At 32.2% G+C, this 25,189-nt stretch carries 27 protein-coding genes and 2 pseudogenes; 20 read left to right on the plus strand and 9 right to left on the minus strand.

The window, feature by feature from the left end; genetic code table 11:
- Positions 1 to 205: 205 nt before the first annotated feature.
- The 5 genes and pseudogenes from ACQKNZ_RS07240 to ACQKNZ_RS07260 all read left to right on the plus strand — a co-directional run bounded on the left by ACQKNZ_RS07240 (position 206) and on the right by ACQKNZ_RS07260 (position 4,946).
- Positions 206 to 1,756 (plus strand): histidine kinase N-terminal 7TM domain-containing diguanylate cyclase, encoded by a 1,551-nt coding sequence (locus ACQKNZ_RS07240; protein ID WP_229654105.1) that lies wholly within the window; start codon positions 206 to 208, stop codon positions 1,754 to 1,756.
- Between the two features lie 374 nt (positions 1,757 to 2,130).
- The gene (locus ACQKNZ_RS07245) at positions 2,131 to 3,894 is read left to right on the plus strand and encodes a ribonuclease YeeF family protein (RefSeq protein ID WP_427658786.1); all 1,764 of its coding nucleotides are present in this window, start codon (positions 2,131 to 2,133) and stop codon (positions 3,892 to 3,894) included.
- Between the two features lie 6 nt (positions 3,895 to 3,900).
- Positions 3,901 to 4,152 (plus strand): hypothetical protein, encoded by a 252-nt coding sequence (locus ACQKNZ_RS07250; RefSeq protein ID WP_144538185.1) that lies wholly within the window; start codon positions 3,901 to 3,903, stop codon positions 4,150 to 4,152.
- 416 nt (positions 4,153 to 4,568) lie between these two features.
- Positions 4,569 to 4,661, plus strand: a pseudogene (locus tag ACQKNZ_RS07255) (SMI1/KNR4 family protein); the annotation flags it as partial.
- 48 nt (positions 4,662 to 4,709) lie between these two features.
- The gene (locus ACQKNZ_RS07260; protein WP_427658930.1) at positions 4,710 to 4,946 is read left to right on the plus strand and encodes a DUF4275 family protein; all 237 of its coding nucleotides are present in this window, start codon (positions 4,710 to 4,712) and stop codon (positions 4,944 to 4,946) included.
- 154 nt (positions 4,947 to 5,100) lie between these two features.
- On the opposite strand, the gene ACQKNZ_RS07265 is transcribed toward ACQKNZ_RS07260, so the two are convergent.
- Positions 5,101 to 6,174 carry a hypothetical protein gene (locus ACQKNZ_RS07265; RefSeq protein WP_427658788.1) on the minus strand — a complete coding sequence of 358 codons (1,074 nt, stop codon included), beginning with the start codon at positions 6,172 to 6,174 and terminating at the stop codon, positions 5,101 to 5,103.
- Positions 6,175 to 6,932: 758 nt separating this feature from the next.
- Here ACQKNZ_RS07265 and ACQKNZ_RS07270 point away from each other — a divergent pair.
- From ACQKNZ_RS07270 to ACQKNZ_RS07280, 3 genes are all read left to right on the plus strand, one after another.
- Positions 6,933 to 7,766 (plus strand): MerR family transcriptional regulator, encoded by an 834-nt coding sequence (locus ACQKNZ_RS07270; RefSeq protein WP_427658790.1) that lies wholly within the window; start codon positions 6,933 to 6,935, stop codon positions 7,764 to 7,766.
- Between the two features lie 130 nt (positions 7,767 to 7,896).
- Positions 7,897 to 8,358, plus strand: a complete 462-nt coding sequence (locus ACQKNZ_RS07275) for a GNAT family N-acetyltransferase (protein WP_144538190.1) — start codon at positions 7,897 to 7,899, stop codon at positions 8,356 to 8,358.
- Positions 8,359 to 8,527: 169 nt separating this feature from the next.
- Complete coding sequence (locus tag ACQKNZ_RS07280; RefSeq protein WP_427658792.1) at positions 8,528 to 9,472, plus strand: nucleoside hydrolase; 945 nt, start codon at positions 8,528 to 8,530, stop codon at positions 9,470 to 9,472.
- Between the two features lie 14 nt (positions 9,473 to 9,486).
- Here ACQKNZ_RS07280 and ACQKNZ_RS07285 read toward each other — a convergent pair whose 3' ends face one another.
- Genes ACQKNZ_RS07285 through ACQKNZ_RS07295 form a run of 3 tightly spaced genes read right to left on the minus strand, consistent with a single transcriptional unit; the run spans position 9,487 to position 13,251 of the window.
- On the minus strand, positions 9,487 to 10,614 hold the full coding sequence (locus tag ACQKNZ_RS07285) for a Ger(x)C family spore germination protein (RefSeq protein ID WP_427658794.1): 1,128 nt from the start codon (positions 10,612 to 10,614) through the stop codon (positions 9,487 to 9,489).
- Positions 10,611 to 11,723: a GerAB/ArcD/ProY family transporter gene (locus tag ACQKNZ_RS07290; protein ID WP_427658796.1), complete on the minus strand. Its 1,113-nt coding sequence runs from the start codon at positions 11,721 to 11,723 to the stop codon at positions 10,611 to 10,613. Before ACQKNZ_RS07290 ends, ACQKNZ_RS07285 begins: the two co-directional genes overlap by 4 nt.
- Positions 11,724 to 11,727: 4 nt before the next feature.
- A complete protein-coding gene (locus ACQKNZ_RS07295) occupies positions 11,728 to 13,251 on the minus strand; it encodes a spore germination protein (protein WP_154311030.1) in 1,524 nt (507 codons plus the stop codon).
- Positions 13,252 to 13,567: 316 nt separating this feature from the next.
- Between ACQKNZ_RS07295 and ACQKNZ_RS07300 the strand changes: the two genes are divergently transcribed.
- The 3 genes from ACQKNZ_RS07300 to ACQKNZ_RS07310 all read left to right on the plus strand — a co-directional run bounded on the left by ACQKNZ_RS07300 (position 13,568) and on the right by ACQKNZ_RS07310 (position 15,133).
- Complete coding sequence (locus ACQKNZ_RS07300; RefSeq protein WP_154311029.1) at positions 13,568 to 13,852, plus strand: hypothetical protein; 285 nt, start codon at positions 13,568 to 13,570, stop codon at positions 13,850 to 13,852.
- Positions 13,853 to 14,085: 233 nt separating this feature from the next.
- A complete protein-coding gene (locus tag ACQKNZ_RS07305) occupies positions 14,086 to 14,220 on the plus strand; it encodes a hypothetical protein (RefSeq protein WP_427658799.1) in 135 nt (44 codons plus the stop codon).
- A gap of 172 nt (positions 14,221 to 14,392) precedes the next feature.
- The gene (locus ACQKNZ_RS07310; RefSeq protein WP_427658801.1) at positions 14,393 to 15,133 is read left to right on the plus strand and encodes a CPBP family intramembrane glutamic endopeptidase; all 741 of its coding nucleotides are present in this window, start codon (positions 14,393 to 14,395) and stop codon (positions 15,131 to 15,133) included.
- A gap of 422 nt (positions 15,134 to 15,555) precedes the next feature.
- On the opposite strand, the gene ACQKNZ_RS07315 is transcribed toward ACQKNZ_RS07310, so the two are convergent.
- Entirely contained in the window at positions 15,556 to 16,095 is a 540-nt protein-coding gene (locus tag ACQKNZ_RS07315) for a GNAT family N-acetyltransferase (RefSeq protein WP_427658803.1), read from the minus strand.
- 354 nt (positions 16,096 to 16,449) lie between these two features.
- On the opposite strand from ACQKNZ_RS07315, the gene ACQKNZ_RS07320 reads away from it, so the two are divergent.
- From ACQKNZ_RS07320 to ACQKNZ_RS07335, 4 genes are all read left to right on the plus strand, one after another.
- Entirely contained in the window at positions 16,450 to 16,932 is a 483-nt protein-coding gene (locus tag ACQKNZ_RS07320) for a hypothetical protein (RefSeq protein WP_427658805.1), read from the plus strand.
- A gap of 174 nt (positions 16,933 to 17,106) precedes the next feature.
- On the plus strand, positions 17,107 to 17,547 hold the full coding sequence (locus ACQKNZ_RS07325) for a hypothetical protein (RefSeq protein ID WP_144538199.1): 441 nt from the start codon (positions 17,107 to 17,109) through the stop codon (positions 17,545 to 17,547).
- A gap of 699 nt (positions 17,548 to 18,246) precedes the next feature.
- The gene (locus ACQKNZ_RS07330) at positions 18,247 to 18,399 is read left to right on the plus strand and encodes a hypothetical protein (protein ID WP_427658807.1); all 153 of its coding nucleotides are present in this window, start codon (positions 18,247 to 18,249) and stop codon (positions 18,397 to 18,399) included.
- Positions 18,400 to 18,519: 120 nt separating this feature from the next.
- Positions 18,520 to 18,771, plus strand: a complete 252-nt coding sequence (locus ACQKNZ_RS07335; RefSeq protein ID WP_427658809.1) for a hypothetical protein — start codon at positions 18,520 to 18,522, stop codon at positions 18,769 to 18,771.
- A 198-nt stretch (positions 18,772 to 18,969) separates the two neighbouring features.
- On the opposite strand, the gene ACQKNZ_RS07340 is transcribed toward ACQKNZ_RS07335, so the two are convergent.
- Together ACQKNZ_RS07340 and ACQKNZ_RS07345 are read right to left on the minus strand one after the other, a co-directional pair.
- Entirely contained in the window at positions 18,970 to 19,389 is a 420-nt protein-coding gene (locus ACQKNZ_RS07340; protein WP_427658811.1) for a hypothetical protein, read from the minus strand.
- Positions 19,390 to 19,482: 93 nt separating this feature from the next.
- Positions 19,483 to 19,914 (minus strand): hypothetical protein, encoded by a 432-nt coding sequence (locus ACQKNZ_RS07345; protein ID WP_427658813.1) that lies wholly within the window; start codon positions 19,912 to 19,914, stop codon positions 19,483 to 19,485.
- A gap of 429 nt (positions 19,915 to 20,343) precedes the next feature.
- On the opposite strand from ACQKNZ_RS07345, the gene ACQKNZ_RS07350 reads away from it, so the two are divergent.
- The 5 genes and pseudogenes from ACQKNZ_RS07350 to ACQKNZ_RS07370 all read left to right on the plus strand — a co-directional run bounded on the left by ACQKNZ_RS07350 (position 20,344) and on the right by ACQKNZ_RS07370 (position 22,930).
- Positions 20,344 to 20,613, plus strand: coding sequence for a CD3324 family protein (locus ACQKNZ_RS07350; RefSeq protein ID WP_154311023.1), 270 nt, complete (start codon positions 20,344 to 20,346; stop codon positions 20,611 to 20,613).
- A 129-nt stretch (positions 20,614 to 20,742) separates the two neighbouring features.
- Positions 20,743 to 21,393, plus strand: a complete 651-nt coding sequence (locus tag ACQKNZ_RS07355) for a FusB/FusC family EF-G-binding protein (protein WP_427658815.1) — start codon at positions 20,743 to 20,745, stop codon at positions 21,391 to 21,393.
- A 94-nt stretch (positions 21,394 to 21,487) separates the two neighbouring features.
- Positions 21,488 to 21,814 (plus strand): DUF5694 domain-containing protein, encoded by a 327-nt coding sequence (locus ACQKNZ_RS07360; RefSeq protein WP_427658817.1) that lies wholly within the window; start codon positions 21,488 to 21,490, stop codon positions 21,812 to 21,814.
- Between the two features lie 428 nt (positions 21,815 to 22,242).
- A pseudogene (locus ACQKNZ_RS07365) lies at positions 22,243 to 22,431 on the plus strand (ATP-grasp domain-containing protein); the annotation flags it as partial.
- 31 nt (positions 22,432 to 22,462) lie between these two features.
- On the plus strand, positions 22,463 to 22,930 hold the full coding sequence (locus tag ACQKNZ_RS07370) for an Imm30 family immunity protein (RefSeq protein WP_427658819.1): 468 nt from the start codon (positions 22,463 to 22,465) through the stop codon (positions 22,928 to 22,930).
- Between the two features lie 128 nt (positions 22,931 to 23,058).
- On the opposite strand, the gene ACQKNZ_RS07375 is transcribed toward ACQKNZ_RS07370, so the two are convergent.
- Together ACQKNZ_RS07375 and ACQKNZ_RS07380 are read right to left on the minus strand one after the other, a co-directional pair.
- Complete coding sequence (locus ACQKNZ_RS07375) at positions 23,059 to 24,291, minus strand: MFS transporter (protein ID WP_427658821.1); 1,233 nt, start codon at positions 24,289 to 24,291, stop codon at positions 23,059 to 23,061.
- A 57-nt stretch (positions 24,292 to 24,348) separates the two neighbouring features.
- On the minus strand, positions 24,349 to 24,951 hold the full coding sequence (locus ACQKNZ_RS07380; RefSeq protein WP_144538208.1) for a TetR family transcriptional regulator: 603 nt from the start codon (positions 24,949 to 24,951) through the stop codon (positions 24,349 to 24,351).
- Positions 24,952 to 25,189 lie beyond the last annotated feature (238 nt).

Genomic DNA, 25,189 nt, shown 5'->3' on the forward strand with positions numbered 1-25,189 from the left:
AGAAAATAATCCCTATCCTTCTTATCGGTTTTAAGCGTTAAGACAGATAGGGATTTATTAATGAGTAAAGAGCTCATCTTAATGAAAAAAAAGTGGTTTTCCCTTCACATTGGTGGAAAAAAATAGCAAAACAGTCTCTAGTCATTGGACAATAATCTACTATATAATATATGTACAAAAGATAAATTGGAACGGAGAAAATTTCTTGACACACATTCTGGTAGTAATAATGGCAGGGGCAATAAGTTTGTTTCTTAGTTTATATATACGAGTCAAAGCTAAGGATGCTCCAGGAGTAAAGCCGTATATTTTAGTTACATTACTGTCATCGATTTTCACATTTGCCTATGCCTTCGAATTAGCAAGCACCTCTTTAAAGGAAATGAAGTTTTGGCTTGGTGTAGAATATCTTGCCATGCCTTTCATACCTGTATATGTTCTTTTTATGTGTTTAGAGTATGTAGGACGCAAAATAAAAACATGGAACTATGCTCTTTTCATCATTCCCATCACTACTATATTTATGATGCAAACGAATGACCTTCATCATCTTTATTATAAATCTATGAACATTAATAATGAAGGACCCTTCCCATTGTTAAAGCTAGAATGGGGGCCTTGGTTTTATATTCACGCCGTTTTCCTATTTGTATGCTTAACTCTATCTGTCTTCGTATTGCTACGAGAATACCGTAAATCTTTGTCTTTGTTTCGTATGCAAATCTTATTGATGGTTGCAGGTTTTATTACCCCAATCATAGCGAATTATTTTTATTTAAACGACTGGAGCAAAGGTATTGATCTTGGTCCTATTTCTTTGAGTATCGCTTTTATTTTTCATGGCGTGGCTCTTATATCCTTACAAATGTTCAATGTCGCTCCGATTGCTAGGGAAAGTGTATTTGAAAGTTTAAAGGAAGGAGTAATTGTTTTAAATCAAAATAAGGTGATAGTTGACTACAATAAGGCTGCATTATTTTTAATTCCTCAGTTGAGTAACCATCATATCGGTAAATCGATAGCAGATGTCATCGATGACCCTATACTAAAAGGAAAATTAGACGAGGAATTAGAGTTCGATTATACTAGCTTACTAGAGGATCGAGCTATTCACTTTCGGATTAATTTTACAGAAGTGAAGAATAAAAATGGAGTACAGGTTGGTAAGATTATTACCTTTATGAATGTTACGGAAAAAGTGCAAATGGAAGCGAAACTAAAACAATTAGCAAGCCTAGATGGCCTAACACAGGTGTTGAATCGAACATTCTTTATGAAAAAATCTGAAATGCTATTTGATGATTTAATGTTGGATGGAGGGAATATATCTATTGTAATGTTTGACATTGATTATTTTAAAAGGGTAAATGACACATATGGACACGAGGCTGGGGATATAGTCTTGACTAGAGTCACAAGTATAGTAAAGGAAAAATTACGTTCTGTAGACTATATGGGTCGTTATGGTGGAGAGGAGTTCATTATTTGTATGCCTGAAACTACATTAATGGAGGCCACTAATAGAGCGAATATAATTCGACAAGCAGTTGCAGAAAGTTTAACGACTTTTAATAAAGTGGAAATTCAAGTGACATCAAGTTTTGGGGTATCCCATGCACTTTTGGAAGTAGGAGAGGAAAGTTACTCCATTCAACAATTAATAAGAGAAGCCGATCAAGCGTTATATGCTGCCAAGCATAAAGGTAGAAATTGTGTAGAGTTTTACAGTGCAGATGAACTTTTGCTGCAAATTTAATGAATATAACTTTTAAAAAATTGAGTGCAAGTGAGTAAACAGATGATCTGTTTGCTCTTTTTTTCTTTGTAAAGAACTAAGCGCATATGTATTTATTTAAGCTATCGGAATAGGTTTTTATACAAAAAAATAAGTATAAAGACTTGTGTGAGATTAATACAAAAGATTTAAATGTACAGAAAACTAATGCTCCTTCTGAATTATTTTAAGAGAAAAGGCAATTTAACTCTTTACGTTTCTTTGTAATAAATGGAATATTATAACTAACGAAAGGTTACTAGAGGAGGAGAAAGTATGTCTAGTAGTAGGGGAATATTGTATAATAAAGAAAACAGGCAATCCTTCCTTGTGCCCACTATGTGGAGTGCTTGCCTATGAAAATATTAGACGTAGACTTACTTCAAGATGGGCTAAAACGAAATATGGCTATGCTCGAGCGCCTGAGAACCGAGACAGAGAATATAGAAAGAACAGTAAGCGGCTTAGTTGAAATGGACGAACTGTTAAAGGGAGAGGGAGGCTATGCTATACGCGACTTCTATGCAGAATGTCACCTGCCCTTTCTACAATTCTTCCAGCTGTTTTCAGACACCTATGGCCAGACACTTGAACAAATAGAGTCTGCACTACAATCACTGGAGCCAGATTCGGCTGGATACATAATGCAAGAATTTCTAGAGGGAGAGCTGGAGCAGGGTCTAACACTTATCGGTAACCTGACGGAAGCCCTCACGAATGAGGCTAACAGTATAATGGATAGTGTCAGTGATATCGTGTCCTTGCCGCATCTCGATGACAGTGCTGTCCAAGAGGGTGTCATTACTTCCAAAAAGAAGCGGGATGACACCGTTCAACAGTTGAATGAGTTCGATTACTCTCAGACAGTATCATTAAATCCTGTGGAACAAGATATCCAGACGATGGACACATGGCTAACGGATATAGAAGGAATGTTTCAAAGCGGTCTAACCGATGTCCATTTTCAGTCTAGTCATTGGGGGATATTAGCTTCACGGAACACTTTGAAATTGGAATTAGAGGCACGTAATATTCAGGTTACAGGAAACACAATTGTACAAACAAAGAACCATGACTTGACTACCATGTTTTACACTTTTCTAACAGGCGCACTTCCTCTTCAATTTGGCTACGGAGGGCTTATCCAAAAAACCAATACTTTATATGGTCCTAGTATTCTAGGTTTTGCCAGTCTGCATATTCATACAAACAGTGTAGATATAAATAAAAACGTTCAAAATGAGACGAATGAATTGGACGAAATTTATTCGGCAATGTTACAAAGTAATCCAGAATTGGCCATTGATCATCCGTCTTCAGGCCAGACGTACACTGCTAATGAACCCATTACCTATGAGGGAATGAGGAAAGTGCTAGGAGGAAACGGGTCAGGAACGCCGGATGGATTGTTTGGAATGGGCCTAGGTTTGAAAATAGTGGGTGAAATAGTTGTAGAAGAATTCGTGTTAGATGATCTTTTCACCGTATTTGACCCAGACGCTTCGAAAAGTGAAAAAGCTGTAGCACTATTATCTCTTACACCAGTAGGAAAATTAAAAAAAGTAGCTGAAGGGGCAAAGGAAGGAAAGGATGTTCTAGAGCATATCATCGAAGCTCAAAAAAAAGCGGATAAAGCAAAAGATACGTCAAAGGATGCTAATAAATCCGTGGGGGATGTTGAGGTTAAGGGTACGGATAGTTCTATCCAATATGCTGAATCTGGCGGAAGAAATATATCCCCAGAGCAGTTCTTCAAAGAAGAAGCTATTGCAGAAGAGATGTATGAAAAATTTAGGAATTTAGGAACAGAAGACGTGAATGCTATCGCTAAAAATACGGGCTTTTCTGTTGCTAGAGTACAAAGGATTAAAAATCATATTTTTAATAACTCCCATATAAAGGATTACGGAGTTGGGAGATTTGATCCGGACTTCGAATTAGCTCAAGCATGGCAAAGATTGATTGATGGGAAACAAGTAGATTCTGATATACAATTGTTACATCACGAAATTTTCGAATCAAAATTTGAGAGTATATTCCAGACTAATTATAGAACAGCTCATGACAAAACAATAGAATCTGGAAGGCTTTGGAATTGGGAGAAAAACAATGAGGAGTGAAGATTCATGGCAGTTTTTATTTTAATGTTGAAGGAGTTTGAGGATGAAGAGAGGGTAGTATATCAATATGGACCGAATGAGGATTTAATGGGTCGAATTGAATATGATAAAAAAAATGAAGTAATCAACCAACTATCTCAAATTGATTCACAAGAGTTCGCTGATGAATTCTTCTTTAAGAGAGCAGGAAGACGTCTTTCAAGAATGATTATTAAAGAGAATCAAAATTTTGTTGATCGAACAACTATTGAATCTTGATACTTGCTTATGATTTTAGAAATTTTTAGCAAGAAATATAGCACAGAGTAAGAACCTTGATTGGCTTTTGCCTTTTAAGGTTTTTACTTTCAGATATTTGGGATTAAAAGTAAAATGAGTTTTGAATCAAAAACGAAAGGTTTTTTATTTATCTCATTTTTTTAGGTCAGTTCAATTGGCTAAAAACCTTTTAGGTGGTTTATCATCTATTCCAAGTACCGAATAAATTGCTTATCTATATGAGGCTAATAAAACTCTTATAATCCCTATATATTGTATTATCAAATTATTTAGTACGTAAAACCTTTAAAACTTATGACTATAAAGTATTCTACTCCCAGAAATTAAATTTTCATTCAGTTGTTCCGCTAGTTGAAATCAAATACTCTTTGTACGGTCTGAAGGACATCAAACGAAACTTAAAAGAAGATAGATTAGGGAGATGCTACGATAGCTTCTTTGATCGTCATGGTCTTGTGGGGGAGTCGCAAATAATTGCAACTCCCTTTATTTGGAAAGAGATAAATCCTTTTGGATATATTGTCATGAGAATCTTTATGGTTGGAACAACATTTTTAAAGACAAGGAAAGGTAGAGAGGATTTTAGTTATATGAGAGATAAACAATTAAAAAAAGTTGAGATACCTAAGTGGGGGAAATATTTACGGGGGAAATGGCTTGAATGTTTTGCAACCCACCTTTCAATAGAAGAACAAAAAGACATCTGGCTGGATAATTTTCTTTGGCATTTATGTAGTTGGGACAAGGTTAAATATCTCGAAAAGGATTTATAAACTATGTCAATCCAATAGTTAAAGAATACTATATGTAAAATATTTTTAATTCATATAATTTCATAATTTCAACTAGACAAGTTAGTTGAATAAAAAAAACTACAGCTACCCCAAGCTTTAAGGGTTTGCTGTAGTTTTTATTCTTCCCCAAACATTAGTCAATTGCTATTAAATCAAGATATTTCCAATTACCATCTGAATCTTTTTCCAACAAATAAGTAAAACTATATGCAATGCTTTCCTCTTGGTATGTTTCAACTTCATCATGAGTGACAAGTGCTATACCATCAATTATAAAATGAGTTTCAATACCTAGCGTCTCATACCTTAAGACAAAGTCAATGAATGTACTTTCTATTTCTTTTTTGAGATTCAAGTAATCAGGATAATCTTTGCTATATAGACCAAATAGCAGCTCAACATTTTCTGCATTTGTATATTCTGTAGATGTTTTAAAAAACTCTGTTATTTCTTTTTCTTGTGATATGAAGTTTGAGTCCTTTCTAATTATTTCATAATAAATTGTATAAAGGTCCCCAGCAATTTCTTCATTTTTTATCATATCCTGCAGGCTGAAAAATGTAGCAACATTTGATTCTACTTTATATTGAGGAGCTTTATTAGCAATCAAGCTCTCTAAATTATTTAAATGAATCTTGGTAGAAATTACATATTTCGATGTTTGAAGAGCTTTTACACCTGGCTGTTTATATTTTGTAAGTATCGCCTCTCGTGTTGATTTTCCGTAAACATGATAAAGAATCTGAGCTTGTTTACGAATTTCCGTTGATAAATCATGGTATTTTTGTACAGTTACGTTAGATGTCGGGTCTGAAGAATATAGGTTGTTGTATTGATCTGTTAACCGCTCTATTTTCTTTCCAGAAGTAATGGCATCAATATATGAAGTAGCTCGGGAAAAGTGAATACCAGTATTATTGTGTAAGCGATTTTCAAATTTCTCTTTGTCTTTCCCATTATACTTCTCAATTTCAAAATAAGCTTTCCAGTAAGCATTTTTTGTTAAGTTAAAAACTTTCATATCTGGATTTTTGATTTCCTTCGTAAATTCATATGAAGTTTGCCACTTTAATTCACCTGCATGTTTCTCTGCAGTCTTCAACAAAGATTCAATTTTAGATACTGAAGTAGCTTCCGCATTGGCAAAAGGTACTTGTGTACTAGCGAAAATAATAATTGCTACTACAATAGATAATAATTTTTTCATAATAGTCTCCAATTTTGATAAATAGTCTTATATTATATGTATAAGCTTTATAAAGTATATTATATAAAAATAATATTTACTATATTTACAATAAATATAGTTTCTTAAGTATAAAGTATCCTGGTGATATAACCAGGATATAATACCTAAATTTATAAGTGTATTTAGAAAAACCTTAGCTTTAAGAGGAAGAATATACACTTTTAATCCAGGGATTAATTTAATAAAATCTATTCGTAGAGTTTGGAAAATAGCTATGTAGCAGAGGTTTAAGTTTTTTTAAATAGTGTTTTTTATTTAAATGCTAGTATTCCAAATATGTTTTTAGGGTATGATGGAGGATATAAATGAATTCTTCAAAGAATGAAAGTTCCATAAAATGAAAGTTAATAGAAAGTGTTATATATTATTTTTTGAATAACATTTCTTTTGTTTAGATGGTTTTTTTAATCATGCAATAATAGAGGAATACCGGGACTTAGGTATACTTAGGTTTATTTCATGTTTATATGCATCTCTTTTATTTCTACAAACATTAATATGTCGTATGAATCTGTTTATCCACCTAATCAGTTGGATAATAAGTTTGTTAGTTTTGGTACTTATTTTTTATATAGTTCGTGAAATATAACCTTTAATGAGGAATGGAGAATTTTATAATATAAACAAGGGGTATCAAAGAAGAGTATTTCGTATATCTTAAATCAGCTTCAAACATGTTAATACGAGTAAGATAAGTATAGAGATAGGGGATCAATATGTACACCGATTCAGAAATAAAACGATTATTTACAACAGGAGAATTCGCAAAGCTTTGTCATGTGAAGAAACAAACATTATTTCATTATGATGACATTGGGTTACTTTCGCCTGAGGTGAAATTGAATAACGGTTATCGTTACTATTCATATGATCAATTTGAGTTATTTCATATAATTAATTTATTTAAGGAATTAGATATTCCACTTAGTGAAATTAAAACGCTTGTACATCAAAAAAATCCTAAAGAAACTGTTAATGTCTTAAAAAATAAATCAGTAGAGATTGAGGACAAAATAAAACAACTAACATACTTACAAAAGATGCTGGAAGTGAAAATCAATCTTGCAGAGCAAGCGCTTGAAAAAGATTCAGTCAGTATAACTATTCAATACCTTGATGAAGAGCGCTATATGTTAAGTGAAAATATACTGAATTTAAGTGAACGTAAATTCATTGCAAAATTATCGGAATTTATCCATCACATACAATCCAAGCATTTAGATTTGGGCTACCCTCTAGGCGCAATCTTGCAAAAGCAACAGATTTTAGAGAAAGATTTCTATCATTATAGTCACGTCTATATGAAAGTGAGTGAATATACAAAAGAGGACAATATTCATAAACGACCAGGTGGCTATTATGTGATTGGATATCAGATTGGTGATACAGCTGAAGAAACTTATGCAGGCTTAAAACAAGCTGCTGAGCAAAATGGCTATGATATAGGGTCTAATGCATATGAGGAATACGTATTTGATGGCATATTTTTCGGTGAGAAAAAAGTGCAGGTGACTAAAATATGTTTACAATTAATAGAAAAACAAAATTAGCAGGTGTCTTGTTGTGAATTCAACAGGACACCTTTTTTTAAGTGGAAAATATAAGAGTTTCCTTGACTATACGGTTACCGAATAGTTTAAGTTTAAGGGGAAGGCAATATAAAAGAAGGGTTTTGACATTATGTTCACAGAAATTCGTGACATTACAGATTCAAATAAGCAAGAAATTTTAGGTTTACACATAGCAGATGAACAGGAAGGATTTATTGAAACGGTAGTTCAATGCTTAAATGAAGCAAAAGAGGATCCGAGGTTTATTCCAGTCGGTTTATATAAAGAAAATGTACCAATAGGATTTGCGATGTATGGTCCATTTCAATACCCAGATGGTATGAGAGTATGGCTAGACCGCTTTTTTATCGATGAACATTATCAAGGAAAGGGCTATGGCCGCTATTACTTCAAGTTACTCATTTCATTTCTAGCCGATAAATATTCATGTGAGCGAATTTATTTAAGTGTTTATGAAAATAACCTTGTAGCAATTAAAATGTATGAAAAGTTTGGTTTTAAATTTAATGGAGAACTTGATGTACAAGGAGAAAAAGTAATGGTATTGAATTTGAAAAATATGCAATGGTAATTCCTCGATTCACTTCTCTAAGAAGAATTACTTTAGAAAATGCTCCCTGTCACAGTTATGACTGTTGAGCATTTTTTTCCTTTAACACTCTATAAATGGGATCGTGTTTGTGGCATATCCCTCTTTTCTTCGTAATATAAGTAAATGAAAAATAATACGGAGGGTTTTAATGAAAAAGGTACTAATATTTACTGATATGGGAATCGATGATTCTATTGCATTATATTACGCTCATTTAAATAAGGATATTGAAATTATTGGTGTAGTTGTAGATTATGGTAATGTATCCAGACAAAAAGCGTTAATAAACAGTCAGTATTTATTTCAAGTTTTTAATCTTTCCAAGGATATCCCTATCATTCGTGGAGCGGAATTCCCTTTGACCGGGGAACAGCCATCTTACTATCCTGAAATACACGGTCCGCATGGTCTTGGTCCCATAACGCCAAATCAAGTTCAAGGAATTTCTGTAGGTCAATTTTTAGAAATAGAGCATTTAATAGAAAAATATGAAAATGAGTTAATAATCGTTAATATGGGACGCCTTACTTCACTTGCTACGTTGTTTATTCTTAACAATTGCCTAATGAAAAAAGTGAAGGAATACTATATAATGGGTGGCGCATTTTATGTTCCTGGAAATGTAACATCTTTCGCAGAGGCTAATTTTCATGCTGATCCTTTAGCTGTAGAAATCGTTCTTACTAATGCTCAAAACACTACATTGCTCCCATTAAACGCAACTAGTAAAGCTATCATAACGCCACAAATGATTAATTATATAGACTACTTTGATAAAAGCAGAGTTCTCAAACCACTTTTGAAGTTCTATAACAGGGTTTATATGGCGCGAGATCCTCATCTTAAAGGAAGTCCCGTACATGACGTATTGACCCTTATGGCATTCACACACCCAGAATTTTTTTCGTTTTTCTCGTATCCAATACAAATTGAAAAACGTTTAGAAATTGCTTCAAGAGGACAAAGTATATTGGATACAAGCTTTAGTGACAAAAGAAAACATCGCGTAGCACTAGATTTAAACTATCGCAAATTTTTTAATCACTTTCTCTTAATCATGTCAGGTAAACAAGAAGAGTATAATACAATTTGAATTAAATTGTTCATTTATTCGAATACACCATTTCTCACTAGTTCAAAGTCAACTTTAACATTTACTTTCATAGTTTTAAACAACTCATGCCACTTTTCATTGGTAAGCTTGGAATTTCTTACTGAGCTTCTATACGATTCACCAAATCCAAAAACATCGGATTCATATTTTTGACCGATAGAAATTACTCTTGATATTTCTCTTTTTAGGTTATTACTAATACCTTTTTCAAGCTCGTCTACTATTTTGGGGTTGCCTACATCGATGTCTGATCGAAGCTCCAATAACCTTCCCTTAATGGTAATGTTTAAGTCGAATTCAGGAGTTGTCGAATTGACTAATTTCAATTTTCTGTCGGTCTTTACGGTATCAAATGCTAAAGGAATCTCATCAAAAGGATTTTTCATTAATGAAGGGGAGATATCTTCTTCTTTTAGCTTGGTTTGAAAGTTTCCATGTTTATAATTATCTCTGATTATTTTTACAAAAAAGCTATCTTCTGCGGAAAGCCTGCCTGACATATTACCATCTTTGAAAAGGGCAATGCCAGATATTTCAACAAATTCTTCCTCTCTTTTAATAATTGGCATAACAATGTTTCTGCCAGCTGAGTAATAATCACGTGCTACTACATGGAGAGTTGATGAAATCATGTATTCAGATTCAATGTTTTGTTCTAATAATCTGTATATATGTTGTCCAATATCTTCAATGTTTTCATATTTATATTCAAGTAAGGATGACATTGGTCCTTCAACTACTGCCATGTAGACCCCATTGCTAACACTAGCGTTTTCTAAATGGGCATCAATAAAGTAATGAATATCATCCTTAGCTATCTCTTCGCTGAAAAGAATAACTCTCATCTGTCCCACCATAATTTTTTTAGAGAGCTTTCGATTTGTTTTTACACGAGCACCTTTGCTTGTTGCTTCCTCTGCCGTGACAACCTCCACATTACTTTGAAATTCTGGACTCACTTCACGAATAACTGCTGTAGTTTTAATATTTTCTTCTTCACTACCGATATCATAGCCAACTAAAGTGGTTAATCCGATTCTATCAAGAATATTTGTCTCTGCACACCCGACCAAAATAATGCATAGAAAAAGTGTTATTAAATAGAAGCTCAACTTTTTCATTCTTCCTGCTCCTTTTTAGTTGTGAATTTCTTTTTCGCCACAGCGACTAAGTATAAGAAAATAGGGTAGACAAAGACAATATAAAATGCGTATTTGGCAAATTCGTTGTTAAAGGAATTGATTTGAATTCTGCTTTGAACAACTAAAGTACCTATTAAAGCAACAAAGGAGAATAGCCATACGAATTTACTCCCGCTAATTTTTACTATTCGTGTTGTCGCTCTATAAGCTGCCCATACGTAAAAACATAGGTTCGGTATAATAATCAACATCCAGTAACAAACAGCAACATACTCAAATCTTTCAACAAACGGAAAACTTATGAAGCTAAATAAGGTTAAAGTCGCCCAAACTGTTTTAAGTAACTTTCCTTCACTATAATAAGTAATCGAAATCAACATAATAGAAAGATAAACCAATGTAGTAGCTAATAAAGCCAGGTGAGCATGCTTCTTCACCTTTTCTTTTTCCTTTATGTAAGGGTAAATACTATAAAGAATTTCGAAGCCAATAATAGTGAAAGTCATTGAATGAGCTCCTTTTAAAATAGAGCTTATTTTTGTTTCTAAAATAGGCAAGAGGTTAGCAGCTGTTGAATATTCAAGAGGAATTGTTAAAATTGGAAGAAGCCACAACGACAATATAACGCTAAAAAAAGAAACCCCCACAATTACACGGAGCCCACCTGTAAAAGCATAAATCACGATTAACAACAATGTAGAAGAAATAAACCATGTACCTAAACCAGGGAATATCCATGTTTGGATTACTTCAATGTAGTTGCGTAAAATAGAAAAGAAGGCAAAGCTACAATATATAAGATAGGTAGCATTCAATAAATTTCCTATCAATTTTCCATACACATCTTGATGGATACCATATAGGTCATTAGAACCGTATAACTCTAAGGTTTTTATCATAAAAAAAACAACAATATGTGTGGCAAGTCCTGCAATAATTACTGAGATCCAAGCGTCATGTTTAGCATCTTGATACACAACACGCTGAAAACCTTGTACCCCAACACCTATTTGAGCACTATGAATCACAAAGAAAAGTAAAAAAGCATTAAGCATTTCATTTTGGCTAATTTTTATGGAACTTTTCATTATTTCACCTTTTTTCAGGTTTTATAGGCTCTGTATCATATTTTTTCTTATTTTTTGCTTTAGTACTGGTAGGTCTTTTGCTTGTAAATGGTAAGGGCATTCTGATAATACTATTACTCCAGTCTTTTAGACGAGGAGGATAAAATGGAGCGGTATAAGGAGTCCCCATACTGGATTGTCTTAAAAGATGAATAAGGATAAAACAAAAAGCAAGCATAACGCCAAAAAATCCCCAGAATCCTGCTAAAATTATTATTGGAAATCTAAGGACCCTAATTACATTACCCATCATGTAACTAGGAGTTGTAAAAGAGGCTAATGCACTTAAAGCAATAATAATTATTAATATATTGCTGGTAATTCCCGCTTGCACAGCTGCAGTCCCAATTACAATACCTCCAACGATACCAATAGTTTGGCCAATCTTTGTCGGCAATCGACCGCCGGCCTCTCGTAATAATTCAATAATGATTTCTAACAATAATGCTTCAAATACTGGGGGGAAGGGCACCAAAGCCCTTGATTCACTAAGTGGTACTAAAAATGCTTGCGGTATAACTTCGTAATGAAAAGTCAATGCAGCAACGTATAAGGGTGTCAAAAAAATAGATAATACTACAGCACTAAACCTTAATAATCGAAGAAAGGTTGCTATTTGCCATCTAAGATTTTGATCCTCTCTACTTTGAAAAAATTCTATAAACGATTGGGGGCAAATGATTGCCATGGAACTACCATCAACAATTACTCCCACTTTTCCGTTTAATAGGGAATCGCAAAACCTATCAGGTCTCTCAGTAAGAAGAAACTGAGGAAAGATTGACATAGAGTTATCATCAATCATTTGTGTAAGAGCGGCACTATCTATCAAAGCATCAAGTTTGAGGCTCGTAATTCTCTGTCTTAACGAATTGACTATTTCTTCTGAAGCGATTCCGTTCATGTACAATAAAGTAACTGATGTGTTTGTTAGTTTGCCAACTTTGAATTTTTCTAAACTTAGATCGGGACTGATTATGTATCTACGTACAAGAGAAATATTTGTTGAAATGCTCTCATTGAATCCAACCTGTGAACCAATTACTTGAGATTCGTTTTCTGGTGCCGACAAACTACGCGACTCATTTTTAGAGATGCTTGCTAGAACAACTTGAGAGTTCCCTTCCACATGAATCAATACTGTTCCATTTACCATTGATTGAATTGCTTCATCTAGGAGATCTGACAAGTCTATTTCAGGTATGGATAGATTAGCTTTAATGCACTCTGGAGAATCATAACTTTTTTGTTGCAACTCTCGCAGGATATGCTCATTTAAGGTCTGTCCATCCACAAGATTATCAATATAAATAATAACAAGATTAGGAGTAATGTCTCTTACAATCAAATCTGATGGATTGTTTGTTAACTCCCTTATTTCTTTTATAAATAAACTGTTTGAGGCAGAAATAGTTTTTTGCGTGGATTCTGTTTCTTTCCCTTTTTCGACTGAAGGAAGATTTTTAAAGAAAGACAGTTTAAATTTCATATCGTGTATTGTCCTCCTTCTATTCTAGACTTCATATTTAGAATAGGTTATAGAGTTGTTATTTATACTTATGTGGTAATTTTCTTTAACTTTTAACTAAGTATTTAACTACTATCAAACCCAGATGTTATTTAAATTAGATAAAAGCCCACTTTCTCAATGTGAATTGAAGTTTAGTGGGGTAGGTTATCTATCTCCAGGCTATAGGAACGAGATTTGAGTGTTTGGTAGTATTTGATGGTTGATATCGGAAGTCGGGAGTATAGATAAACTTGGATTAATGGGGTTAGAAGTGCAATGAATGGGGTTGAAGCTAATGGATAATTATGATAATCCGGTTAATAATATAATAAGTTATGAAAAACTCTTAGCTTTTTTAGAAGAGGGTAGAGAAATCGAATTTATTTACAAAGATAAAGAGTATTTTATTTCTCATTCTGCTAAAGAAGGTCGAGCGTTATGGTATGGTAAAACAAGATTAAGTGAGTATTTTGCTATGAAAGATGTAAGTAAGTTGGAGGATATAAAAATAAAAGGTGAAAGTATAGCTGATTTACTTAAAAATAAAAGAGAAGAAATTAAGATTCAAACAATATTTTAATTAAAAAAATAAAAACCTTTGCGCATGATAATTAATCCATAATTTGGTTATATTACATCTAAATCCAACTTGGAGTTGTTTTTTTCTGCATTAAGAGTTAGTTAACCGAGACATCAGAAATGGTGCTTTTTTTATTTCCTTGAAAGGTAGTATTAATAATTTGATCATATTACTACTCTTTTTAGAGACAAGGAGGGAATACACTGATAAATATGGAAAAGTAAAGAAGTAGAATGTTAGTGGAAATCGCTGAGCTTCAGAAAATCATACATGAAGTCATTGAAAGTATAGAATTCGTCAAAATTTCTAGGCGGTTAGCTCACGAAAATACTAAAACTACTTTAGGAATCATAAATATTATTAAGTAATTGGACTACTTGCGGACAGTTTAATGAATTTGATTTTCATATCTAGTGAAAAAAAGGAGGGATTGATTTGAAAAGGTTGAAGAGTTTATCATAGTGAATTTTACAGTATAAGATTTATTTTTAGTTCTGCATTTGGTTGGCAAGAAGATATTATTAGGAGGAAAGATGTGCAATGGATAATAAGTTAAGTTATTCTAAAAACCACCCTATAAAAAGTATCATTCTGATTGAGGTCATTTTTTTACTATTGGTTTTTATAGCGGGTGCAATCGCAACTATAAAGCAATTAAGTTACAATTCTCCGATATTAATATCGTTTATACCAACAGCACTAGTGTTAATTATTTATTTTACATGGAAGAGAAAGTGGACTTATTTTGGTTTCAAACGAGAACTGACAAGAACAAATTGGATACCCTATTTACCACTCCTTGTTATTTTGATCGTATTATGTTTTCAAGGCTTTAGTTCTCAACCTCTTAAAACAATTATTTTCTATGTTGGCTTTGCTATTTTAGTTGGTTTTGTGGAAGAAAGTATTTACAGAGGAATAATGATTAAAATATTACTACCACTTGGTATCCTTCCAGCTATTCTGACTTCGAGTATCTTATTTTCTGTCACACACATGCTTAACTTGTTATCTGGACAGAGTATGGGGCAAACTGGACTTCAATTGGTATATTCTTTATTAATAGGTATTGTGCTAGCGCAATTATTTATTAGAACAGGAAATATTTATCCGTTAATTCTGTTTCATAGCCTTCATAATCTAATTCAATTTCTAGGTAGCGGAGGATCCAGTGCAATTCTTGATACGACAGTAATTATTATTTTAGTTGTAACTGCTATTTCGTTAGCATTATCTATGCGTAAAAAATTAGAAACAAAATTTGAACTCATTAGTGAATGAATTATAAATAATATTTAGCACATACACTAATCTCTAAACTGAACCTTAAATAGTGGACACATGAAAAGTGGACCTTTCGGGGTTTTTGTGGTGTTTAGAAGGCAAATCTCGTTATACTATCATTAATAATTATCCGATAACAGTATCTCAGGGGGGCACTGCAAATACGCATTAAGTCCTAAACGACTTACACCTGGGAGTTCTGAAGTACAATTTAGGACAATGCTAAAGAGAGAACAGTAGAAAACTTTGGAGCAATGACTTAGATTAAGGATAAAATACTATCTTCAAACACTAAAGTAATAGAAATAACTGAAAAGACTGCCCCACGTCCAGTAAAACAATGAGACTTTATAATATTCAATATCATTATAAATAAAAATTCGTAGGCGAGCTTCTCTTATTTACTCAGATAACAAATGCTAGTGTTTAGGATTTAGTATTGCAAACATTTGATGGTCTTCCCAGCTTCCGTTTATTTCAACACTTTTTTTTGCTAATCCTTCATTGTGGAAACCAGCTTTTTCTAAAACACGAATAGAACCAATGTTGTCCGGCATTACACCAGCTTCTATTCGATGTAAGTTTAGTTTTTCAAAAGCGTATTCTATAACCAGATTAGTAGCTTCTGTAGTGTAACCTCTACCATTATGTTCTTGGTCTAAGGAATAGCCCAAAAGTGCGCTCTGACGTGGCCCACGGAAAACTTGAAATAATGAGATAGATCCAATAAGAACATCACCGTCGATTTTAAATATACCAAATTGATATCCGATATCCTTTTTTATATTTTCTGCCCATTTTTCAATTAATTCTTTTTGAGTTTCTATAGTCCAGTAATTTTCTGGAAGTGATACAGAATAGTTTTGTTGAAAAGCTCGATTTCTCTTTTCTAAATTTAGTAATTCTTCAGCATCTGAGAGTATAAATGGACGTATATATACATTTAAAGGTTTTGACATCTAATCTTCCTTTCTGTGAGAAATAAACAAAATAAATTATACCATAATGGAAAAAGAAGTAAGACTAATTAACTGATAAGCTTTTTTTAGTTGTTATGAATTAGTCACTTAAATGTTTGGTTTAGTTGATTTATTTATAGGAGAATTAAAGTCTTTAGCTGCTATAACAAAGCTAGAAAATGCGAATGAAGTAATTCAAAGACAGACTACGAGTATTTAAAGAGAGTCGTGATCCACCAATCTTATTAAATAAAGTAAATAAATTAGTTTATTTGTGCATGGAGTTAGTATGTAAAATATTTACTTACTTATATAAACTAATAATATAATGTGTTTAATAGAAGAGGTGTTTTTTTGAAATCCCACAAAATAATAATACTAATAATGTCTGTAATATCTATATTTTTAATATCTATATTTTTAATGTTTATATATTTATTATTCTTTTATGATGATTCACCAGACGAGTATAAAAAATATGATAGAGGAGTTACTATAGAGGTAAATAATATGAGTAATCAGACTTTGCCTGAACTTAATTTTTTATATACTGACGATATTAAAGTAGGAACAATAAAGGACTTAAAACCAGGGGAAACTATAAAATTGAGTGGGAGTAGTAAGGAGATAAAATTTAGTGATGTAAGTTTATATTTGAATTATTGTATTAATAATGGTGAAAAAAAAGTAGATAGTTTAGCATATATGTATTATAAAAAACCTTACAAAGTTGTTGTTATTATAAATGTTATTGGCATAGACCAAAATGGATTGTTAGAGTATGAGTGGAAAGGTTATAACGATTGGTCCAAATTCGGCCCGGAAATAATGAAGTAGAATGATAGTAACAAATAGTCCTGCTCACTTGAAACGTGGGTGGGGCTTTTTTATATACTTTTTCATGTACAATAATATAAATGGTATAATTTTCTATTTAAAATAATGTGTCGTGTTTGCTGAAGAAGGTAAAATGTTTTTCTACAATGAAAATAAATAATTAGGAGAATTCAAATGAGAAGATTTTTTCTGTTATTGTTAGCGTCGGTAGTTCTTATGGGATGTACTCAAAATGCGGTAGATGAAGCAAGTTCAAGGTATTTAGAAGGAATAATAATATTTGATGATAAACACTATAATTTGATACATGGATACTATAATTACAAGGATGAAGAGGTAGAAATAAATAAATTGGACCCTTTTTCTCCAATGGAGGCAGCAGATCAATTTGATACTTTAGCTGTCGCTAAGGAGAGTAAAATAGAGATCTTACTTGAAGATAAAGCATCTCATATCACCGTTCATCAGTGGAATGAAAATGGGCTTATTGAGGAAGTCAAATTAAACGAGAATATATTGATGGTTCCAACAGAGGAAGGCTACTATATATATGAAGTAGTAGGAAAATGGAAAAATGGTGAAACTACTTTAGTTTTTGATATTGATGTTAAATAAAAAGTTGTGAAGTTTTTCTTAAAATCGAGGTGCTTTTGTTAAGTATGACCAGCATTAATATTAAGATGCTTTATTTAGTGCCTTAAGAAAATGGAAGGGAATGAACGTTGTGATTCACTTTGCAGAATTAGGAATTTTTTAATCCAATACTTGCGATAATAATATGTGTAAATTTAGTTAGTATTATAGAAAAAGTAAAAAATAATGAAGATACTTCTACTAATACTATAATTATAAGTTTATCGTTAGCCTACATCGTCTTTAATATTACAATACTTGCTAGCTTCTAAGGTCTTGTGAACTAACGAAGAATTGCGTAAACCTTTCAGAGATGAGTTCAAACCTTGCGGAGACGAGCGTAAACCTTGCGGAGATGAGTTCAAACCTTGCACAAAAGGATTCCAAAGTTCCAGAGATTCGGAAGAACCTTGCCCAATCATTTGGGATGAATTTTTATATCCAAAATGCTAAATCCATTATAAGATATTATGTTTCAAAAACTTTATTTTCGACAATGAATTACAAAGTCCAAGCAGTGCTATTTTTAATTTTAAAAGTTGGCGTAGTTTTTTCATTTAGTGAGTTGTGTACTAGTAGGAAGTCTTATAGATTTGCTTAAAATAAGTTGTATTTCATAAAATTTTTGAAATCATTAAGTAAATTCATTTGATGTGTCAACATTATAGGAGGGATAATTAAATGAAAAAATTGTGCTTACTATTTATTATATTATTAGTAGTTGGAGGATGCTCAGAGAAAGAGGAAATAGGTCAATTAACTAATAAATATGAGAAACAGCTTGATGAGAATCAAAAGGTAATACAAGAGCAACAAAAAGCAATTAAGGATTAGAAAGACGAGATTGAGACATATAAACTAGTTCTACCCACTGACTATAGAACGTCCTTACAGGAAACTGATCGTGAGGCTAGGAATATAATACGACTTATCTCAGAAGGCAAATTTGAAGAATTGAAGAGGGAATATAGTGCTGAATTTGAAATTAAAGATGATGCAATAGATTTTGGTATTCCACAAAACAATCAACCATTTTCAATTGAATTGGCTGCAAATTACATGTATATTGCGAATTTTATTATAGGTACAGATGGAATGGATATAAGCTATTTTATTTCTAGTCCAGATAGTGATAGATACGAATTAATACATATGTCATTTGAGAAAGACATGAAATTTAAATATATATTTGTAGGAGATGCCTAAATAAATAATCTCACAGAGTTAGTAAATGAAACAGATAAATTCGGATTTACTGAAATAATCTCCTTAACTTCAATTGAAAAAATAAGATAGACTGGACATGATAGCTCTTATCTAGATGTATAACCACTTCGCGAAGTGTGGAATTTTTAAATTATAACTGCTCATATTAAACAATCATGCCCAAGTACAGAATATCCACTAAACACCCATTCCTTCAAAATGGGTTTCCTCACCATTTTTAAAAACTTTCAGGTACTCATAGTCCCCTTTGAAATTCAATTTGTAAAACTTATATGTGCCTGCTTCCTCTTCAGAAATAGAACTGTCGTTCAGGTAAATGTTTATCGAATTTTCGTCCGTTTTGATATCTATATCTCCAAAACCTTTTCCATCATCCAAGAAATCTTGATTAAGATACAAAAAGCGTTTATTTTTAGAATCGTTGTACATATAAATACCAGTTCCTGTACCTTTTTCATCATAATCTACAATCTCAATAAAGTTTTTCACATTGTCATTAGTGTTTTCTAAATTAATTTCTGAAATAGTTACTTTATTCTCCCCGCATCCAGTTAAAATGCAGCAAACCATTAAAATTAGTAATAATATTCGCTTCAAACATCTCCAACTCCTTTAATTTTTTTACCGAAACCTTTTCAAAATCTTTTGAAAAACACCAACCAGTGATGGAAAGTGGTTATATTATTTTTATTAATCCTTCAATGTTTCATTCTGTTCATACCTGCTTGCAATTGTTTCTAAATCCAAGGTTTTATAATTTTCCCAATCAACCTCTGCGAAAGTATCAGCTTCAAATCTTATTGCTAATATTTGTTCAAAAGGTTTACTGCCGGATTGGTCAGTAAAGGGTCGGGCATACCATTTAATTTCTACAGTATTCACTTCATCTAATTTGGATAATCCTGCTAACATTTCCCCAGTATCCTTTAACAAAGCGTTTTTCGAACCTTCATCAGCATCTTTGTCGTATATTTTAATTAAGTAAATACCCTCATCTTCATATATTTTATATTCCTCTTTGGTAATTGATACAATAGTAGATTCAATAGCAGTAGGTTCATCACTTCCTTTACCACAAGCAGCTAATAATAATGTTGTTAATAAAACTAATAACTTTTTCAAATAAAAACCTCCGTGTATATATTTACCATAATGGTAATACAAGGAAGAACGGTTGTATAGTCATCTTTTTAATGCAAGGTAATTATTGCTTCTGTAACAGTGGGATCTTGGGGAGTAGCAAGTTACAAATTTTAGAGTGTTTTTCTTTGGGTTGATAACTTAGTTACAAATTCATTCCTATCATCTATTCGGTCATGTAGTTTTGGCGTTGAAATTAATTTTGGTTATAATACAGTTAGTTAGAATTAAAAGGTGGTGCTTATAGTTGGAGAATCTAAAACGATTGTCTGATGCTTCATATACTCATGCAAAGCCAGTAGTTGGAAAGGCGATACTTTGCGTGGGGCGAGAAATTTCATCTTATCGCTAAGTTTTTCTAATCAATTGGCTTTGCCCCTTATTCCAATTTATAATAAGGAGCGAGCAAAATTGAAGTATGTAAATGCACAACAGGTCTTACCTGAAAAACTCATTGTAGAAATTCAAAAATATGTGCAAGGGGAGACATTGTATATCCCCAAGATGGAAAATGATTATCAAAAATGGGGAACAATTAGCGGCAGTAGGCAGCGTTTGGATAGCCGAAATACAGCAATTCGAAATGCTTTTGCTAGTGGTATTCGAATCGAACAATTAGCTCAGGAATATCATCTTTCCGATGAAACGATAAAAAAAATTGTTTACTCACATAAGAAATAAAGTATACCCCATGTAGCTATTACATGGGGTGTTTGTATGTATAAAACGTTTCTAACGGATTCTTGGTCTATTAGTGAAGTCTTTTTTCTTTTAAAATAGATATAATCAACTGTGTAGGAGCGAATTAATATGATAGAAAAATTTATAAAAAATGAGCAGTTCAATTTTATTCGAAAGCAAGTAGCCTGGATTAAGGATAGTACGAAGCAACATTTACCACCGGGGGTACTAGCCTCTGTTTACGAGTTATCCAATGAAAAAATCTCTAATTGTGTGACAGCTTTGACCCCAGAGCAAAAAGAGCTAATGGATTTTTCAAGTTTGAAAACAGTAGAAGCATATGAGCAGGCACTGGAGCAATTACCTAATTATTTATTGGCATTCCCAACAATTAGCGAGCAACAATTGAAAAAGCTTTTTCCGAAAAGTAAAAAATTAAAGCTCCCGGATCTTTCGAATATAGATTTACATCGCTTAACGTATTTAAGCTGGAACGATAGTCGGTCAAATAAGAAATATATATTGTATGAGCTAGATAGCCAATTGGTTGGAATCGAGTGTTCATTTTCACCATCTACAAAGAAAAACATTTGCTCGATTTGTCATTGTCATGGGGAAGTCACACATTTTTCTACGATCACAAAAGCAAAAAAGGTCAACAATCCAGATTATTATAAGTCTATTGGTAATTTAATTTGTGTGAATAGTACCGAATGTAATAAAAATATTACGGATGTTAGTTATTTGGAAGAATTTTTGCGAGAGTCATTGAAAAAATAGATAGATTTGAAAAGCTAAAAAGAGTTATACAAAGGGGGTTTTTATCATTTCTAACCAAGATAAGCCTACGATTATGATATTAGGAACGTTTCATATGAGATATACACCAGATTTATATCGTATGGAGTTTGATGACTTATTTTCGATTAAAAGGCAAAATGAAATAATGATGGTTGTAGATGCAATTAAAAGGTTTAAACCAACCAAGCTTGCTTTTGAAGTTGTTAAGAGTGAAGAAAATTTATTGAATGATGAATATGAGAAATTTTTAGATGGCGAAATGAAATTAAAGATTGATGAAATACATCAATTTGGCTTTCGAATTGCAGCAGAACTCAATCATATTAATAAATTTTTATTAAATAGATTTACTTGTATATTATATTGTTTTACTTTAAAGGGGTATGCTCTTTCTAATTGAACTACAGATGTAGTTTATTTAAAGAAGGTATCCCTTTTTTTGCACGTTGCTAAAACATGGAGAATCAAATAGCTAAATCATTACGGGATCCATTTTTACTAATATTATTTATATAACTTTGAATTTGATTTAAAAATTTTACTTTATACATACTATTTTTATTAATTTTGTTATCTTGCTATTACATTCTAAACATCTTATTTTTTTCTATTTATGAGGTTAGAGTGTTTAAATTCAAAATGAATTAGAGAAGCGAGGATTTGCAAAGCTTCCAGCAATATTAACAAAAGAGGAATGCGACTTCATCATAAAACTTTATAGTGAAGAGAAATCATACAGGACAACAATCAATATGACAAGATATCGTTTTGGGAAGGGGGAATACTACAAACATACCAGTCTGAGTATACTATTCTGAAGAATTGTAGTTTGATGTGGTTGTATCTTTCAACGAAGCAGCCTTAGATACGGTTGGCATAATTGCAAATATTTTTAATGTTAAAGACTTTTCTTTCAAAGCTAATATGATAACCGACAATAAAGACATGATGCATGATATTATAGTAGGCAGAGACTTTTCGATAGATTCGAAAGTTTGTAACAACATAAAAGATATCGAAATTTGGAGCTAAAGAGGTGGAGTCACGCATGAAATTAAATAATCAAATTAATACTTTGAAGTTAAATCGTTTTATGAAAACTGAAAATGAAATTCTGTTATTTGAAGAAGCATTAGAAGAAATAGGAAAAACAGATGATTATCATATAATTGCAAAGTTGATTGAAGTATTAGAGGATGACACAGAACATGAAGAAGTAATGTGGGGGCTTGTACACACAATAGAATATTTAAGTGAATTTTCTCCAAAAGAAGGTTTAAAATCACTAATAAATGCCATTCCAGATAACATTGAAAAATGTAGAGGGTGGTTAGAAATTTTGCATTTTAGGATTTTAAACCATGATGAATATAGGAAACTATATGGACTAGCATTAAAAGAGATTGATGCTCAAAATCAGAAGATTGTATTGAACTTATTAAATGATATCAAGAACGAAGCCCCTGATAAATTTGGAGTCAAAGTTGAAGAGATAAAAATAATCTTGTTGTACTAACACTGCCCTTGATTTTAAAAGAATACTGCCCTGTTTGTTGAACTTATTAAACTAACTGGTGCTTTAGCTAAATATCTATTGTCTAGAACATCAAGAAAAGACCTGCATTCATTTAAATCCTCTACTTTTTACTGATCTTTCGTCAATTTATAAAATATTGTAATACTCATTATTCCCATGATACCCATCATTAAAGTTAAAACTATGGCAGGTAACCAACTACTAATAATCATAAAGATTCCAGCTGTACTAATCCCGATAATGGAGGATATTTCATAAAATGCCAGATAAGTACTACGTGATTCGTTTGGTACAAGATTAGCTAATAGAGTTTGTTTAATCGGCATATACATTATTTCACCAATGGAAGCAAGTAGCATTGCTAATATTAGTATATAGGGAGTTGTGTTAAAGCTTATCACAACATATCCTACAAAAAAGAAAAGAAGACCTATGAGGAGAATACTTCGATCCTGGAACTTTTGCATGACTCTACCGATAATAACTGTCAAAAATACAACAAGAAGGGTGTTTTCTGCTTTTAATAATCCTAAAAGATTCGCTCCATCAATTTCCCATGAAAGGTTAATAAAAAAAGGGACTGGATTGTTAATTTCTTTGGTAAGTCGAACGCCTATATAATTTGTCAATTGCTCTTCCACGGAGATTATAAAAAGGCTAGCGATGGAAAAAATGGTGAAGGCCCGTTGAGAAAATATAATTCTATAGGAATGAATAATGCTTTTAACACTAGAATTAGTTTTCTCATGGTTCGCTTCTATGTTAGGGGTATAAGTTTCCTGTATAAACAAAAAGGTGATGAAAACCGAAATTAAAGTACATAGTGCTACTCCCAAAAATAAATAAAATGGATAATCAAAAAATAAAAATGCGCCTATTAAACTACCAATAGCAATAGCAGTATTACGAATCCAATATGAATATGTATAAACAGTTCTTCGATCTTCAGGAGAGGTTATATCGATGATTAAGGCTTGATATACTGGCAAAGACGATCCAGAGCTAAATTGAATAAATAGAAAAAAAACACAGGTGACATAGGGGGATAAATACCAAGGTGAATTGGCAAATGCAACACCTATAAATCCTAAAAAAATTATAAGTTCAGCAGAAAGAATAACTTTTTTTCGACCAATTCTGTCGGAAATGAATCCACCCATCAGTGAGCCAATTACATTAGCCAGCATAACAAATAAAAATAATATACCAGTAACCAAGGTACCTACCTGATGAGAAAGATAAATTATTAAATAAGGTATCACAGCCATGGTAGCTAAAGATGTAATAAATAATAGAAGTAAACGAATGCGAATTGTCGGATGAAATTTATTGAAACTCATTTTTTTATCTCCTTTATTATTGATTGATTAATCAATCGTTATTTTGTTAAAAAGAATCTATTTGGAATTAACTCCAAATAGATGAATTGTTGAGGGTATAAAGCGATCCCACATAATACTAGATTCATTGTCTGTTGTATTTAGACGAATACCGATCAAAAGACTAGTGTAAAGAGTAGCGACTATAGATGGATCTTGTTGTATAAATAAATTATTCTTTTGCCCGTTTTTGATTAATAGAATGACTTTTGCTTTAAATTCATCATGAAAGACATCTAGTTTCTCAAATACTCTAGGGAATCGCTGATGCTGACCAACAACCTGAACAACCAATCCAAGATAGTTATTGATACCTGCATAGAGTCTTATATGAGTTTTTATCATATTTTCTAATTCATTTAAAAGGTCTTTTGCATCTGGATTAAATGCTAATACTTGGTTTGATAATTCCTCGAGAGGTTCTACAACAACAGTATAAAAGAGCTCTTCCTTATCTTTAAAATAAGTAAACACACTGCCAAAGCTAACCTTTGCAGCCTCAGCAACTTTTTTTATAGTTGTTCCTTCATATCCTTCCGTTGCAAAAAGGTAAGTAGCGGAATCTAATATTATTTGTCTTCTAGTCTGCATATTCAGTATTTGTTTTTCTGATAAAGGCATTATACTCCTCCTTAATGAATGATTAATCAATCGTCTGTTGTTAATAATATCTCTCTTTTTAATAGATGTAAAGTATTTTATTGCAAATTTTAACAAAGTTATTTGGATTGGAATATTTCTTAGTACCCATTTTCTTACTGAACGGACGGAACAGTTTAGTTCAACAAGAAGGTAGGTGAATTTGAAAGGACATCCAAGTAGTTATTATAAGAAAAGTATTCAAGTAATGGGTTAGTTG

The organism is Psychrobacillus sp. NPDC093200 (assembly GCF_050280345.1).
Taxonomy (GTDB): domain Bacteria; phylum Bacillota; class Bacilli; order Bacillales_A; family Planococcaceae; genus Psychrobacillus; species Psychrobacillus faecigallinarum.

Bases quoted from the DNA above. Each gene is read 5' to 3' on its own strand.
- ACQKNZ_RS07330 (WP_427658807.1), top strand. From the start codon at position 18,247: ATGAAAAAATTGTGCTTACTATTTATTATATTATTAGTAGTTGGAGGA.
- ACQKNZ_RS07270 (WP_427658790.1), top strand. From the start codon at position 6,933: ATGTACACCGATTCAGAAATAAAACGATTATTTACAACAGGAGAATTC.
- ACQKNZ_RS07260 (WP_427658930.1), top strand. From the start codon at position 4,710: ATGGTTGGAACAACATTTTTAAAGACAAGGAAAGGTAGAGAGGATTTT.
- ACQKNZ_RS07250 (WP_144538185.1), top strand. From the start codon at position 3,901: ATGGCAGTTTTTATTTTAATGTTGAAGGAGTTTGAGGATGAAGAGAGG.
- ACQKNZ_RS07305 (WP_427658799.1), top strand. From the start codon at position 14,086: ATGTTAGTGGAAATCGCTGAGCTTCAGAAAATCATACATGAAGTCATT.
- ACQKNZ_RS07360 (WP_427658817.1), top strand. From the start codon at position 21,488: ATGAGATATACACCAGATTTATATCGTATGGAGTTTGATGACTTATTT.
- ACQKNZ_RS07280 (WP_427658792.1), top strand. From the start codon at position 8,528: ATGAAAAAGGTACTAATATTTACTGATATGGGAATCGATGATTCTATT.
- ACQKNZ_RS07275 (WP_144538190.1), top strand. From the start codon at position 7,897: ATGTTCACAGAAATTCGTGACATTACAGATTCAAATAAGCAAGAAATT.
- ACQKNZ_RS07265 (WP_427658788.1), bottom strand. From the start codon at position 6,174: ATGAAAAAATTATTATCTATTGTAGTAGCAATTATTATTTTCGCTAGT.
- ACQKNZ_RS07325 (WP_144538199.1), top strand. From the start codon at position 17,107: ATGAGAAGATTTTTTCTGTTATTGTTAGCGTCGGTAGTTCTTATGGGA.
- ACQKNZ_RS07310 (WP_427658801.1), top strand. From the start codon at position 14,393: ATGGATAATAAGTTAAGTTATTCTAAAAACCACCCTATAAAAAGTATC.
- ACQKNZ_RS07300 (WP_154311029.1), top strand. From the start codon at position 13,568: ATGGATAATTATGATAATCCGGTTAATAATATAATAAGTTATGAAAAA.
- ACQKNZ_RS07355 (WP_427658815.1), top strand. From the start codon at position 20,743: ATGATAGAAAAATTTATAAAAAATGAGCAGTTCAATTTTATTCGAAAG.
- ACQKNZ_RS07245 (WP_427658786.1), top strand. From the start codon at position 2,131: ATGAAAATATTAGACGTAGACTTACTTCAAGATGGGCTAAAACGAAAT.
- ACQKNZ_RS07375 (WP_427658821.1), bottom strand. From the start codon at position 24,291: ATGAGTTTCAATAAATTTCATCCGACAATTCGCATTCGTTTACTTCTA.
- ACQKNZ_RS07370 (WP_427658819.1), top strand. From the start codon at position 22,463: ATGAAATTAAATAATCAAATTAATACTTTGAAGTTAAATCGTTTTATG.
- ACQKNZ_RS07295 (WP_154311030.1), bottom strand. From the start codon at position 13,251: ATGAAATTTAAACTGTCTTTCTTTAAAAATCTTCCTTCAGTCGAAAAA.
- ACQKNZ_RS07380 (WP_144538208.1), bottom strand. From the start codon at position 24,951: ATGCCTTTATCAGAAAAACAAATACTGAATATGCAGACTAGAAGACAA.
- ACQKNZ_RS07315 (WP_427658803.1), bottom strand. From the start codon at position 16,095: ATGTCAAAACCTTTAAATGTATATATACGTCCATTTATACTCTCAGAT.
- ACQKNZ_RS07285 (WP_427658794.1), bottom strand. From the start codon at position 10,614: ATGAAAAAGTTGAGCTTCTATTTAATAACACTTTTTCTATGCATTATT.
- ACQKNZ_RS07290 (WP_427658796.1), bottom strand. From the start codon at position 11,723: ATGAAAAGTTCCATAAAAATTAGCCAAAATGAAATGCTTAATGCTTTT.